The sequence below is a fragment of the Massilia sp. LXY-6 genome (genome assembly GCF_051233485.1).
In the GTDB taxonomy this organism is placed as follows: Bacteria; Pseudomonadota; Gammaproteobacteria; order Burkholderiales; family Burkholderiaceae_D; genus Telluria.
The window spans coordinates 103,677-117,263 of record NZ_JBKFGF010000006.1; the positions used below are offsets into that span (position 1 = coordinate 103,677).

At 60.2% G+C, this 13,587-nt stretch carries 12 protein-coding genes and 2 tRNA genes; 7 read left to right on the plus strand and 7 right to left on the minus strand.

All coding sequences use genetic code 11. From position 1 onward, the window contains the following. Window positions 1-96: 96 nt before the first annotated feature. The 3 genes from ACI48D_RS03465 (at window position 97) to ACI48D_RS03475 (ending at window position 3,014) form a co-directional block, all read left to right on the plus strand. Window positions 97-807 (plus strand): hypothetical protein, encoded by a 711-nt coding sequence (locus ACI48D_RS03465; protein ID WP_435569812.1) that lies wholly within the window; start codon window positions 97-99, stop codon window positions 805-807. A gap of 119 nt (window positions 808-926) precedes the next feature. Continuing rightward, window positions 927-2,054, plus strand: coding sequence for a BON domain-containing protein (locus tag ACI48D_RS03470; RefSeq protein WP_435569813.1), 1,128 nt, complete (start codon window positions 927-929; stop codon window positions 2,052-2,054). Window positions 2,055-2,180: 126 nt separating this feature from the next. Continuing rightward, window positions 2,181-3,014 carry an HDOD domain-containing protein gene (locus ACI48D_RS03475; protein ID WP_435569814.1) on the plus strand — a complete coding sequence of 278 codons (834 nt, stop codon included), beginning with the start codon at window positions 2,181-2,183 and terminating at the stop codon, window positions 3,012-3,014. Here the strand turns inward: ACI48D_RS03475 and ACI48D_RS03480 are convergent. From ACI48D_RS03480 to ACI48D_RS03490, 3 genes are all read right to left on the minus strand, one after another. Further along, window positions 2,980-4,164: an MFS transporter gene (locus ACI48D_RS03480; protein ID WP_435569815.1), complete on the minus strand. Its 1,185-nt coding sequence runs from the start codon at window positions 4,162-4,164 to the stop codon at window positions 2,980-2,982. The genes ACI48D_RS03475 and ACI48D_RS03480 overlap by 35 nt on opposite strands. Window positions 4,165-4,269: 105 nt before the next feature. Further along, the gene (locus ACI48D_RS03485; RefSeq protein ID WP_435569816.1) at window positions 4,270-4,863 is read right to left on the minus strand and encodes an IMPACT family protein; all 594 of its coding nucleotides are present in this window, start codon (window positions 4,861-4,863) and stop codon (window positions 4,270-4,272) included. Between the two features lie 62 nt (window positions 4,864-4,925). Beyond that, window positions 4,926-5,001, minus strand: a tRNA-Lys gene (locus tag ACI48D_RS03490). Window positions 5,002-5,169: 168 nt separating this feature from the next. Here ACI48D_RS03490 and ilvD point away from each other — a divergent pair. After that, window positions 5,170-7,032 carry a dihydroxy-acid dehydratase gene (gene ilvD, locus ACI48D_RS03495; RefSeq protein ID WP_435569817.1) on the plus strand — a complete coding sequence of 621 codons (1,863 nt, stop codon included), beginning with the start codon at window positions 5,170-5,172 and terminating at the stop codon, window positions 7,030-7,032. A 139-nt stretch (window positions 7,033-7,171) separates the two neighbouring features. Here ilvD and ACI48D_RS03500 read toward each other — a convergent pair whose 3' ends face one another. Continuing rightward, entirely contained in the window at window positions 7,172-7,807 is a 636-nt protein-coding gene (locus ACI48D_RS03500) for an outer membrane beta-barrel protein (protein ID WP_435569818.1), read from the minus strand. A gap of 420 nt (window positions 7,808-8,227) precedes the next feature. On the opposite strand from ACI48D_RS03500, the gene ACI48D_RS03505 reads away from it, so the two are divergent. The 3 genes from ACI48D_RS03505 (at window position 8,228) to ACI48D_RS03515 (ending at window position 12,400) form a co-directional block, all read left to right on the plus strand. Next, window positions 8,228-9,367, plus strand: coding sequence for a GNAT family N-acetyltransferase (locus tag ACI48D_RS03505; protein WP_435569819.1), 1,140 nt, complete (start codon window positions 8,228-8,230; stop codon window positions 9,365-9,367). A gap of 414 nt (window positions 9,368-9,781) precedes the next feature. Continuing rightward, window positions 9,782-11,185, plus strand: coding sequence for a tyrosinase family protein (locus tag ACI48D_RS03510; RefSeq protein WP_435569820.1), 1,404 nt, complete (start codon window positions 9,782-9,784; stop codon window positions 11,183-11,185). Window positions 11,186-11,281: 96 nt separating this feature from the next. Then, on the plus strand, window positions 11,282-12,400 hold the full coding sequence (locus ACI48D_RS03515) for a GNAT family N-acetyltransferase (protein WP_435569821.1): 1,119 nt from the start codon (window positions 11,282-11,284) through the stop codon (window positions 12,398-12,400). A gap of 85 nt (window positions 12,401-12,485) precedes the next feature. Here the strand turns inward: ACI48D_RS03515 and ACI48D_RS03520 are convergent. From ACI48D_RS03520 to ACI48D_RS03530, 3 genes are all read right to left on the minus strand, one after another. Next, window positions 12,486-12,561 (minus strand) — tRNA-Lys (locus ACI48D_RS03520). Window positions 12,562-12,621: 60 nt separating this feature from the next. Beyond that, complete coding sequence (locus ACI48D_RS03525) at window positions 12,622-13,011, minus strand: hypothetical protein (protein WP_435569822.1); 390 nt, start codon at window positions 13,009-13,011, stop codon at window positions 12,622-12,624. Window positions 13,012-13,317: 306 nt separating this feature from the next. Further along, on the minus strand, window positions 13,318-13,587 hold the full coding sequence (locus ACI48D_RS03530; protein WP_435569823.1) for a PAAR domain-containing protein: 270 nt from the start codon (window positions 13,585-13,587) through the stop codon (window positions 13,318-13,320).

Below are 13,587 nucleotides of genomic sequence, written 5' to 3' on the forward strand. Positions count from 1 at the left end.
GTTCTATATAGACGGTAAAAAATAATCCGTCAAGGGATTCACCGAGAGATAGAATTGCCGATAGGCATGTCATCTATCCCGTGGGGAATCCCTCTCATGTTCAAGTCTTTCCTTCTCGCCGCTGCCCTGTGCGCGGCATCCCAGGCCACCATGGCCGGTGCGCATGCGGCCGAGCTTACCGCGCTCGAAAAACGCTGGCTGGTGGCCGCTTATCCCGTGCTCGACTACGCGCGCAGCCTGCCGCTGCCGCTGCCGATCGACGTCGTGGTCCAGCCCAAGGCCGGCCCGAACGACGTCCCGCTGGCGATGGGTTTCGACGGCGGGCGCTGCAAGCTGGTGGTTTCGCTGCGCGGCAATCCGGATGCCGAAAAGCTGCTGGCCGGCGTGGCGCCGGAACGGCAGGGCGAATTGATCGAGGCGATGGCGGCGCACGAGATCGCGCATTGCTGGCGTTATGCGCAAGGCGCCTGGCATGTGCTGCCGGCTGGCTTCGTCGAGGTCGGCGAGGAGACCGCGGCCGATCCCTCTCTGCTGGCGGCATCCAAGGCGATGCGCGAGATGCGCCGCGAGGAAGGCTATGCCGACCTGGCGGCGCTGGCCTGGACCCGTCACAGCCACCCGGGCGACTACGCCCGCGTCCACGCCTGGCTGGACAAGGTGCGCGCCGTGCCGCCGGTGGCGCGCAGCGGCCACGACACCCGGGTCTGGGTCAAGCTGGCCGAAGACGGCAAGCGTTTCGGCGCCGCCGACAAGCCGTTCGAGAATGCGGCAACGCTCTGGAAAGAGGGTTTGCTGAACGACGATTGAGCTGGGACAAGCAGATATTTATGGTTTTTTAGACAACTGTGCGATGACGTACAGATGTCCGGTCCGGTGAAGCGTTTAATCGCCTGTATCTCAACACCATCGATACAAGGGACACCGACATGAAAACGCTGATTGCGACCCTGTTCGCGACGGCCGCCGGCGCCGCATTCGCCGCGCCCACCGTTGCACTGAACCACGATCCGGCCAGCTACCGTGCCGTTACCCAGAAAGCCGCCGCGGACTACAAGGCGGCCAGCGCGAAATGCGGCAGCATGAGCGGCAACGACAAGGACGTGTGCATGGCCGAGGCCCGCCTGACGCGCACCCGCACCGAATCCGACGCCCTGGCCCAGTACAACAACACGGCCAAGGGCCGCGAGAAGGCGCGCACCAACCTGGCCGACGCCGAGTACGACCTGGCCAAGACCAAGTGCGGCGCGAAGAGCGGCGCCGACAAGGACGATTGCATGAACAACGCCAGGTCGGTCCACACCGCGGCGCTGGCGGACGCCAAGTCCGGGTCCACCGCCTCCGGCTCGAGCGCGTCCGGCGCTACCGGCTCGAGCGCCACGGGCAGCTCGAGCGGCGGCGGCCTGGTGGCCGGCACCGACACCCGCGAACCGGCCAAGGCCGCCGCGGTCGACAAGTGCGCGCAGCAGGGCGGCGACAGCAAGACCGGCTGCCTGGTGCAGACCAAGCCCTCGACCGTGAAGGACAATGCGGGCCAGGTCGCCAACCGCACCGAGAATGCCGCCGACCGCGCCGGCGACAAGACGGCGGCGGCCGCCTCGACCGCCGCCGCCAAGACCAAGGATGTGGCCGCTACTGTTGCCGAGAAGACCAGGGAAGCCGCCCACACCGCCGTCGAGAAGACGAAGGAGGTGGCGCATACGGTTGCCCAGAAGACCGAGAACGCGGCGGATCGTGCCGGCGACAAGACCCGCGACAGCGCTGCCGTCACCGCCCAGAAGAGCGACAACGCGATGGACAACGCCGGCGACAAGACCAGGGACGCCGCCGGCAAGACCAGGCTGGCCGCTTCCGACACCGCCATCACCACCAAGGTGAAAGCCGGTCTGGTGAAGGAGCCGGACCTGGAATCGCTGGGCATCCACGTCGAGACCGAGAAGGGCGTCGTGATGCTGAGCGGCTTCGTGAATTCGAAGGCCGAGGCCGATAAGGCAGTCAAGGTTGCCAAAGGCGTCGACGGCGTGACGACCGTGAAGAGCGCGATCAAGGTCAAGTAAGCACTGCATGCTCCACAACGCGGCCGGCTTTGTAGCCGGCTGTTTTTTTTGTTCTGATACCACAGGTTTCGATCGTCGGGACGTAAATTGCCTGTAGGCTAAAGTCTGCAAGGTATAATCGCCGCCGTGAACAGAATCGAAGCCTTCGGATACATTGCGGCCCAGGCAGCGCGCGGTGACATATCCTTTCCCACCAGCGTGAACGCCGTATTGCGCCTGCAGCAGGCGCTGAACGAACCCGATTGCCATCTCGAGGAAGCGATCCGCCTGGTACTGGGCGAGCCGCAGCTGGCGGCGCGCACGGTGGCGCTGGCCAATTCCTCCGCCTTCAATGCCGGTAATGCGCCGATCACCAATGTGCGCGCGGCCGTCACGCGGATCGGTTACCGCAACCTGCAGATGCTGGTGGCCAGCCTGGTTGTACGCCAGTTCGGCACATGCATCCAGACTCCTGGCCTGCGCGCCAAGGCCGAGCAGCTGTGGGAGCACACCGTGCAGGTGGCCACGCTGGCCCAGGTGTTCGCGCGCCGCGTCACCTTCGTCAATCCGGACACGGCAATGTTCACCGGCATCGTGCACGAGATCGGCGCCTTCTACCTGCTGACGCGCGCGGACGAATTCCCGGGTCTGCTCGACGACGACGACGAGCGCTGGGGCGAACTGTGCGAGGATGTGGTCATGCGCGAGGTGGGGCGCCGGCTGGCCCTGCCCGAGCCGGTAGCCCAGGCCGTCTTCGAGCTGCGCGGCGGCTGGCTGAACATGCCGCCGAGCTCGCTACTCGACACGCTGCTGCTGGCCAACCTCTATGCCAGGGTGCCGTCGCCGCTGGGCATCAAGGTGCCGCTCCCGGAGCACAGCGAGAGCGCGCTCGACTTCCTGGTCGACGAGGCGACCCTGCACGCCATCATCGGCGAGGCCGCCGAGCTCAGCGAATCGATGGGGCAGGCGGTCCTGGTTTGAATGCGCGGCGCCCATGCGCCTGCATCGCGAGCGCCAGGACCAGGCCGGCACTAGCCAGGCCGGCCGCGACCCATTGCGGCGAGGCGTAGGAATACCCCATGATCAGTGGAATGCCGCCGAGGAAAGCCCCGGTGGCGTTGCCGATATTGAAGCCGGACTGGCCCAGCGAGGAGCCCAGCATCTCGGCTTCGCGCGAATGCTCGATCAGCAGCATCTGGATCGACGGGCCCAGCGCCAGCGCATTCGCCCCCACCAGGAAGGCCAGCACCACCATCGCGGGCTGCGACGACGCCAGCAGGGCGTTCAGGCACAGCAGCACGATCATCGAGGCCAGCAGGATGGTGATGGCGTGCAGGGGATGCACGCGGTCGGCCAGCTTGCCGCCGAACTGCACGCCGGCCGTCATGCCGACCCCGACCACGGTCATGATCAGCGGGATCATGTCGGCGTGGAAGCGCGTGACGTCGGTGAGCAGGGGCGCGATGTAGCTGAGCCAGGCGAAGAAGCCGCCGGTGCCGATCGAGGTGATGCCCAGCGCCAGCCACAGCTTGGGGTTGCGGAAGATGCGCAGGTCCCGGGCCAGTCCGGCCCGCTCGCTGCCCTCGAAATAGGGAATCGCCTTCTGGGTCATGAAGGCGGTCGCCAGGCCGATCACGGCGACGATCAGGAACACGATGCGCCAGCTCATATGGTGGCCGAGCCAGGTGCCGGCCGGGACGCCGACCACGTTGGCCAGGGTCAGGCCGGAAAACATGCTGGCCAGCGCCGCCGCTTCCTTGCCCTTGTCCGCCAGGCGGGTGGCGACGACGGCGCCGACGCCGAAGAAGGCACCATGCGGCAAGCCCGCCAGGAAGCGGAACAGCATCATCGTATGGAAGTTGGGCGCGAAGGCCGACAGCGCGTTGAAGGCGGCAAACATGAGCATGAACCAGACCAGCACGCCGCGCGGCGGACGGTGGCCAAGCATGCTGACCAGGGTCGGCGCGCCGACCACGACGCCGACGGCATAGGCTGAAATCAGGTAACCCGCTTGGGGAATGGAAATGTCGAGGCCGGTGGCGATGTCGGGCAGGATGCCCATCATGACGAATTCCGTCATGCCGATGCCGAAACCGCCCAGGGCCAGTGGAGCCAGGCTCTTCTTGATCACGTTCTTGTTTCTTTTGATGGGAAGGACCGGCCACTATAGCGGCGCACGAATGGTGAGTCCGCTTTCGAGTCGTGATGACCGGTATTAGTGGAGATGATGGCTTTTTTAGCAGGGCTCTTCGATCCAGGCGATGCGTCCGCTCCCCGCTTCGTTCAGCCGCCCGACCAGCGCATCCGCCTTGTCGTCCGGCAGGCGGAACGTGAACAGCACCTCCTGCTGGTGCTCGACCTGTTCGAGCTCGGCTCCGGCCAGTTCCAATTCGCGCCGCATCAGGCCTTCCAGCGGATAGGAAACGGCGCAGCGCAGCGTGCGCTGGCGGATGATGGCGATCTTTTCCGCTTTCAACAGGGCCTGGGCTACGCTGTCGGTATAGGCACGCACCAGTCCGCCCGCGCCCAGCTTGACGCCACCGAAATAGCGCACCACGGTGGCCAGCACGCCTTCGAGGTCCTGGTGGCGCAGCACGTCGAGCATCGGGCGCCCGGCGGTGCCGCTCGGTTCGCCGTCGTCGACCGCCGCTGATTGCCCGCCGGCCAGCAGGGCCCAGCACACGTGGGCGGCCCCGGGATGCTCGGCACGCAGGCGCGCCACGACCTGCTGCGCGCCGGCGCGGTCCGGCATCGGCTGCACGCAGGCGATGAAGCGGCTCTTCTTGATGACGAGCTCGTGGTGGACGGGAACGTGGATGGTCTGGGGCATGGTCGGAAAGCGAAAACAAAAAAGCCAGCTCGAAAGCTGGCTGATCTGCTACTGCTTGTTCGTGGTAGGCCGTGCGTGGCTCGAACACGCGACCAACGGATTAAAAGTCCGCTGCTCTACCAACTGAGCTAACGACCCGACGGCCCGCATTATAGCGGCTCGGGAGCATCCGGCCAAGACCTTTCGTGTGGGAAATCTTGTGATACGCAAAAAGAATCACACAGCAATAAATCATGTATTGGACAAATCACAGGGCCTGCGGCACTCTGGGTACTTCATTCGATTGCCGCTTCCCGAGGAGATATCATGCCGACCTACCGTTCCCGTACCACTACCCAGGGCCGCAACATGGCCGGCGCCCGTGCCCTGTGGCGCGCGACCGGCATGAAGGATGGCGACTTCGAAAAACCGATCATCGCGGTGGTGAATTCGTTCACCCAGTTCGTGCCCGGCCACGTGCACCTGAAGGACCTGGGCCAGCTGGTCGCGCGCGAGATCGAGGCGGCCGGCGGCGTCGCCAAGGAATTCAATACCATCGCCGTCGACGACGGCATCGCCATGGGCCACGGCGGCATGCTGTATTCGCTGCCTTCGCGCGACCTGATCGCCGATTCCGTCGAGTACATGGTCAACGCCCACTGCGCCGACGCCATGGTCTGCATCTCGAACTGCGACAAGATCACGCCGGGCATGCTGATGGCCGCGATGCGCCTGAACATCCCGGTGGTGTTCGTGTCGGGCGGACCGATGGAAGCGGGCAAGGTCATCAAGACCGTCAACAACGACACGAAGATCATCAAGCTGGACCTGATCGACGCCATGATCAAGGCCGGCGACCCGACCCAGTCGGACGCCGACGTGCTGGAAGCCGAGCGCTCGGCCTGCCCGACCTGCGGTTCCTGCTCGGGCATGTTCACGGCGAACTCGATGAACTGCCTGGCCGAGGCGCTGGGCCTGGCGCTGCCGGGGAACGGCACCATCGTCGCCACCCACGCCGACCGCAAGGAACTGTTCCTGCGCGCGGGACGCTTGATTGTTGAATTGGCCAAGCGCCACTACGAAGGCGACGATTACTCGGTCCTGCCGCGCAGCATCGCCACCAGGACCGCGTTCGAGAACGCGATGGCGCTGGACGTCTCGATGGGGGGCTCGACCAACACCGTGCTGCACCTGCTGGCCGCGGCCCATGAAGCCGGCGTCGACTTCACGATGGCCGACATCGATCGCATCTCGCGCAAGGTGCCCTGCCTGTGCAAGGTCGCGCCGATGACGGACAAGTACCACATCGAGGACGTGCATCGCGCCGGCGGCATTGTCTCCATCCTCGGCGAACTGGCGCGCGCGGGCCTGCTCGACACCTCGGTACCGACCGTGCACTCGCCGACCCTGGGCGACGCGATCGAGAAATACGACATCCGCCGCAGCGACGACCCGGCAGTCCATCAACTGTTCCGCGCGGCGCCGGGCGGCGTGCCGACCCAGGTCGCGTTCTCGCAGGCCGAGCGCTTCGCGTCCAACGACATCGACCGCGCCAACGGCTGCATCCGCGACCTTGCCCACGCCTACTCGCAGGACGGCGGCCTGGCTGTCCTGTACGGCAACATCGCGGAGAAGGGCTGCATCGTGAAGACGGCCGGCGTGGACGAGAGCATCCTGAAATTCTCCGGCAAGGCGCGCGTGTTCGAAAGCCAGGACGCGGCGGTCGAAGCCATCCTCGGGGATAGCGTGCAGGCGGGCGACGTCGTCATCATCCGCTACGAAGGGCCGAAGGGCGGTCCGGGCATGCAGGAGATGCTGTACCCGACCTCGTACATCAAGTCGAAGGGCCTCGGTAAAGCCTGCGCGCTGTTCACGGACGGGCGCTTCTCGGGCGGCTCGTCGGGCCTGGTGATCGGCCACGCCTCGCCGGAAGCGGCGGAAGGCGGTGCGATCGGCCTGGTGGAGGAGGGCGACATGATCGACATCGACATCCCGGCCCGTACCATCGACCTGCGGGTGTCGGCCGAAGAGCTGGCGCATCGCCGCGCGAAAATGGAAGACCGCGGCCCCGACGCCTGGCAGCCGGTGAACCGCGAGCGCGTGGTGTCGCAGGCGCTGCAGGCATATGCGGCGCTGACCACCTCGGCAGACCGCGGTGCGGTGCGCGACCTGTCGCAGCTGAAGCGCTGAATATAGCTTCAACGCGTCAATCGACAAAGCCACGTTCCGGGAGCGGGCCGGTGGAGAACCGGACCCGCGGATGCCCGCCCGGATCGCGGTAGTACCCGACGACGACCGCTCGGTGTCGTCGTCACGCTGGGGACGGAGCTCAGAAACCGAGTTTGAGCTTGGCGTTCACGCCATTTCCGTTGGTGTCCTGGCCCCACTTCTGGGAAGTATTGCCGAAGTTCTGGCTTTCCACGATCACGGACGCCTTCTCGTTCAGCTTGTACTGCGCGCCGAGCCTGGTGTAGGTACCGGTGTCGACGTTGTCGGTCTTGCCCAGGGCGTCACCCCCGCGCCGCTCGCTATGGGCGGTGCCCAGCGCGCCGTAGGCCGAGAGCCTGTCGGTGATCGGCGCCGTCGCCTTGACGGCGACATAGGTGTGAAAGCCCTGGGTGCCGAGCGCGCCCGTCGTGTCGAGGGGATCGTGCGGGTCGATGCTGTGGAAGCCCCGGTCCTTGCGCTCCCGGTAGCCCGCTTCGAGCGCCAGATAGCGGTTGAGGTTGATCCCGGCGACGAGGCGTGGATCGCTGCGGTAGCCCTCGAATAGCCTGGTAAACGGGTGCGCACCCTCGTCGACCATGTAGGCGCGCTCGAACGGCGCGGGCATCCTGGCGAATGCCCTGGCTTCCGGCGAGGGCTGGGCCTGCAGCCGGGGCTGGGATGCCGGATCCATCAACTGCGCCTGGGCGCCGCCTGCCGCCAGGATGGCCGCGGCGAATGCGAAACGGGATGCGTTCATGCGGTCTCCTTCCATTGCCTGCATTGCAACTGCAGAGGATAGCAGTCCGTCATCGGGAAATTGTCGTGATTTGGTAAAGGCATGCATACCGATACGGCAGTCAACCGCGCTTCAATGTATCGGCAGAACTTGCCGTCCATCCTGCTCATCTGCGCTTGCGGGCATTACGCATGGGGGGGCGTTGCGAACGCTAACTCAACCATTTTCAGCTCAACATATTGCGGATCAACAGTCCCCTTTTGGTTTCGAACCTACGTTTGATCCACCTCAAATACGGATGAACTTGCCTGTCTTGCGGCGCATAGACTTATTACTATCAATGCACGGTGAATGTAAAGCCGAGCCCGTATGCTTTCGTTAACGGTGGCAATCCTTCAGCCAGACCTTAACCTTGCAGAAATGTTGCGATAGGGATGCACAATGAAGACAAGCGCCGATCATGAGGAAGCGAAGTACCGAATTCCTGAGGGCAAGGAAGAGATCCAATGCTATGAGAACCATATACCGGATTTTGCGGTGGAAGAGATGGATCGATGTTATGGCGCCCTGTATTCGTCCATTGCTTATCTGCGGCTCGCCGGGAAACTGAACAATTCGGTATCCACCTATGTTGCTCATTCCAAAGGCTCGGTTCGCTCGGTGTTCTTGTTTCAACGTGATGGATTGATGATCAGGGTCTTGAATAGTGCAATCAGAACCCAGCAGGAAGAAGTCGAAAAATTTGCCAACTATATATTCGGAAGAATGCCTGAAGTAAATCGGATCTGTTTTTCCGGCGTACACATGGGCAAGCTACGAGCTTCTTATCCTTCTCAACAATTCCTCGCCGGCGAGGACATAGTCGTTCCTTTTGGCGGAGCGCCCGAGGAATACACGCGAAAGATGGGGACGAAGACACGCCGCACTCTCAAGCACCATGCGAAGGCCTTCGAACTTCGGCACCCCAGCCTTCGTTTCGAGGTGATCCGGGGCAGTCGCATCGATACGGACCTGACCAGTCGGATTGTCCATTGGAACAGGAATCGAATGTCTGCTAAGAACAAGATTTCCGCTTACCAGGACGAGGATGCACAACGCTTTGCCACTTTGGCCGCGGAAAAGGGTCTGGCGGGATTGGTCTTGATTGATGATCGTATCTGCGCAGCGACTCTCTGCTGCCGCGTCGGCAGCACCTATTACATGATCATGACTGGCCATGACAGCGAATACGACGAATTCAGCCCGGGAATGCTGTGCCGTTACTGGACCGCGATGGAATGCATGCGCATGAATGGCGCGGAAATCAATCTGATGTGCGGACGGCTTTCCTACAAATACCGATTGCTGGGCGAATCCCGGAAATATGACAGCTTGACGATCTACCGCAACCGTGCCGCGATTTTTTTTAATTTACCCTATGCAATCAGGGTGGCTCTGCAGGGATATGCGATGGAAGCCCGATTTGCGTTATTGGATTGCGAGTCCAAGGATACCGGAGCGGCAAGAGCGGTTGCGCGTGGAATCGATATCTGGCGGACGTCCAAAAAAATGGTTCGCGGAACCAGCCGGAAAGTTTCTTAATATACCGGCCAAAAAATATCAATCTCAAGGCTTGTATTCTTTATCTCGACAGGATGTGCCAGTTCGATCCAGAAAGCAATGGATCAGCTTCCTCTGCCTTAAAGGAGTAGCTGCAAACGAGCAGCTAGTACAGGGTAGGCTAATCGAAGCCTGACTAGCATGTAAATTAAAAAAGAAAGTTGATAAATATCACATGTAATTTGTGGTTTTTTAAACTTTTCTGGCTTGGTATGACATACATCAAACTTGGCTGAGGCTGCTCTGACTACTGTCAAATGCCCGATTCAAGGTTTTTCCAGTCGCTCACTCGACAATGATGCTTGAAATGCGATAAGCGGGCGATGGAACAGCCGGAGTTGCGCGAATTTCAGGAGATATATTATGGTACAAGGAAAGTTTGGCCGGCGAAATTTCATGAGAAGTTCTGTCCTGGCATTCGGAGCATCATCGCTTCCGCTGGACTTGTTTGCGGCAACTACATTGACGGTCCGCCCGGAATGGCAGTCATTCACGACAACAACGCATTACGATGCGCTTCTCAATGCTATTACTACAATGAAATCCAATACGAACTCGGCTGATCCGAACAGCTGGTCTTATTGGATGAATATTCACCTCAACAATTGCCCGCATGGTGTCCCATATTTTCTTGCATGGCATCGCGGATACTTGTACTACTTTGAACGCCAGTTGCGCGCGATTTCCAACGACAGCCAGCTTGTCCTTCCTTACTGGGACTATTATTCAAACGCAACATTACCGCCGGAATTCACAAATTCCAGCAGCACCAACCCGCTGTACGCTAGTCGTGTCAACACGAATGTGCGCCAGGCGTTGACGATGGCACCCTTCTCATCAAAGATTACTAATTTCCCGAGAGGAATGAGCAACGCCTACGAGCCGACTTTCGAAGACGCTCCGCACAATCCGATCCATAACCTGATCGGTAATGTCATGGCCACGATGCAGTCGCCACTCGATCCTATTTTTTGGCTGCATCATGCGAACGTCGACAGACTCTGGGTTGCTTGGGTAAGGGCCGGCGGCAAGCGCAGAATGCCTTCGCTGACAAACTCCTACTGGTCAGGGACCCATGTCTACAATAGTTCGCTCAGCATCGCAAGATCGGCAACCTATGACACACGCACGAACCTGGGATATAGCTACTACAACGAAAGCTTCCCTGCTTCATTGCCGCTAGCGAAGATTGGTGACCCCCATATACATCGGGTCCAGGCGACGTCGAACGACCTCCTGGGATCGATTCCGCCCGTGGGTTCGTTCCGGATAGCCGGACCCCGCCAGACGAGCAGCCAAACTTATTCGGTAGGTGGAGCGTTGAATGTCGGCCTGAGTGAACGATCGGTCAGTGTGCAATTGCCGGTCAGTGCAGAGAACGCAGGCGTTCTCGCAAAGATTGCAGCAGGGCAGGCAGCTTCTTTGGCTGGTACGAGCAATGCGTACCGCTCGGTGCGCCTCGTTCTCGATAATATTCAAATCAGCGAACTTGGCAAGCAAGGGGGGTATTTTTACCAGCTATACCTGAATATTCCTTCTGCAGGGCTTACTCCTGGACAACCGGGCAGTGTTTATATCGGTAGCTTCGGGCCGTTCGAAATCAACGCTGCCATGCATCATGGTGGAGATCATATCCAGTTGAAATACGGGATCACCCCGGCCTTGCTTGGCGCTTCAGCAAGAGCCCTTGGCATGATGTCGGTGTCCTTTGTTCGCGTCAGTGGCGACCATAGTCCAGCAGGTGGATTGATCGGATTGGGGGAGGTACGTGTCGAAGCCTCGACCGAGGATTCGAATTGAGCATGATAATTGAGCAGGACATGGGCTGCGTTCGCACAACAGCGTTGCAGCCCCGGCAACTCTCCAAGATGAGCAAGCATATCCAAGGACTCCAATATGCCCAAGGATTTAATGGCAGCGGCCGGGCCGGCGACGGCTGATGAAGTATCCGTATCCTATTACGAAACTATTCTGCCGTCCCTCGAGCCCGAACTCGACCTGTTATATCAGAACTTCAATTCTTCGCTTTCGCATTTCGCCATCAGGCAAAGAGCAAGGCAGGCGGGCGCTTACGTTGTCCGCCGTAACGGCTGTCCGGTGGCGATTTTCCTGTTGCGGCAGGAAGGCCAGACAATGAAGGTCGTCAATGAAATGATAGAGCTTGCACCGGAGGAGATAGAAAGACTGAAAGATTATGTCTTTGATCGGTTCCCCTCGGTATCAAGGATATCCTTTTCTCTCATCGGCAAAGATATCGGAGGTCTTCGTTTCATCCATCAACAATACGGCCATTCCGAGGATATCGTCGTCACCTTGCCGAAAACGGTAGATGCATATCTATCAAGTTTAAGCTCCAAGATGCGCCACAATATCAGGCACCAGCTGAAAGCGATTGCCGCGGATCATCCGGGATTCCACTTTGCGACGTATGAAAATGAAGAGATCGACGTCAAGCTTGTGCATGACCTCATCAGTTTAAAAAAAGCGAACATGCACGAAAAAAGGATCCCTTTTGGGCTTCAGCCGGAGGAGATGGCCTGGATGACCGAGCGCGCAAAAACCTCCGGTTTGCTCGTCGTTGCCTTGTTCGACGGCCAGGTATGCGGAGGGAGCCTGAGCCTGCGTATCGGGGATCATTATTTTGCGCAAATGGTTGGGTATGATGCAAGATTTACGAAATACAGTCTTGGTATGCTGTGTTGTTATCTTGCAATGCAGGAGAAAATCAAGCGCGGAGCAAAAGAGGCACATCTCAGCTGGGGACGCAATGAATACAAGTTCAAGTTGCTGGGCATTCAGCGCGACATGGCTAACCTGGACATTTACCGGTCTCGCGCGGCATATCTTCTGAATATAAACAGAGTGGCGAAAAACGCGGCTTTGACCCGTCTGCAGGAACTCAAGATTTATCTGCTTGAAAATGAGCACCGCGAAGGTCGACTGCCGTGGGTCGCGCGCAAGATCGTAGGAGGCATGCGGAAGGTGAAGCGCTTGACCTATCGGCAAATGACTTGATGTTTCGTCACGCGGCATGGAAGCCCTGATGGATCTGAAAAGCAAAAAGCCCACGAACCTGAATTCGTGGGCTTCCTGGTAATACTGGTAGGCCGTGCGGGGCTCGAACCTGCGACCAACGGATTAAAAGTCCGCTGCTCTACCAACTGAGCTAACGACCCGAAGGCCGGTATTATAGCGGCTCGGCGGTATTTTGCTAAGCCCCTCGAGCAGAAAACGCGTCAGTCGGCGCTGCCGCGGCCTGCGCGCTCGTTCGACGCGAGCCGGATCGTGTCCCGTCCTGCGATGCTGCGGTCCTGCGCGAGCACGATATGGTCGGTGGCGAGGCGCGGGCCGAACTGGACCGATAGCCTGCCATCAAGCGAGGCGAAGCGGTCCGTTCCGGCCAGGTGCAGTTCCTTCTGCTGGCCAGATCCGATCCTCACATAAATGCGGTTGTCCAGCACGAAGAGTTCGGCGCGGCGTCCGTCGCTGAGCTTGTACGTGCCCGTGACTTCATCCATTTGCTGGGCAGTCGTGCTAAGCGGCTCGGTCGATCCAGCATCGGCTTGGGCCGCGCCCACGGTGGTCAGCAGAGCGGTGGTCGCCAGGAAGAGGGAAAGTGCTCGCATGGTCGCTCCATTCGGTGGTTGGGAAGGTAATGTACCGAGTGTAGGAAAAACCCGAAGGCTGGCGTTTTCGTTGAATCTTGATAGGCCGTGCTGGGCGCGAACGAGCGACCAAGGATTAAAAGTCGCTGGGTCGGTATGGGCAACCTTTATTAATCAATGACTGCAACGCTTGCCGAGCTCATCAGTCATTCTCAACGAGGGGCACAACCGGTTAGTTGGTAGGACTTCCGTCACAACGCGTCACCACTGCTTGTCCTGGTAACGTTGCGGGTAAGGTCCCTTGCGCATGTACGAGCCTGGCCAACGTTACATATTCGTACTGAAGTGCTTGAAGCTTGAGATGAGTTTTGCCCCGCAGCTGAGACTGTCGCCATCAAAGGCGATGCTCTTTCCGCTGATTTTGTGATGCGGGGACCCGGTCGTAATCGTGCAGCCAGAATGTCCAGGGAGGGGGCAGCTGCACGTGTCGCCTACGCATGCCACCGGAATCCCCTGAACCTTGAAGTTGGAGGCGCTGGCGCTGATTACCTTGCCGCCGTGCGATGTGGCATCCCCAAGCCGGATGACGTTCTTCAT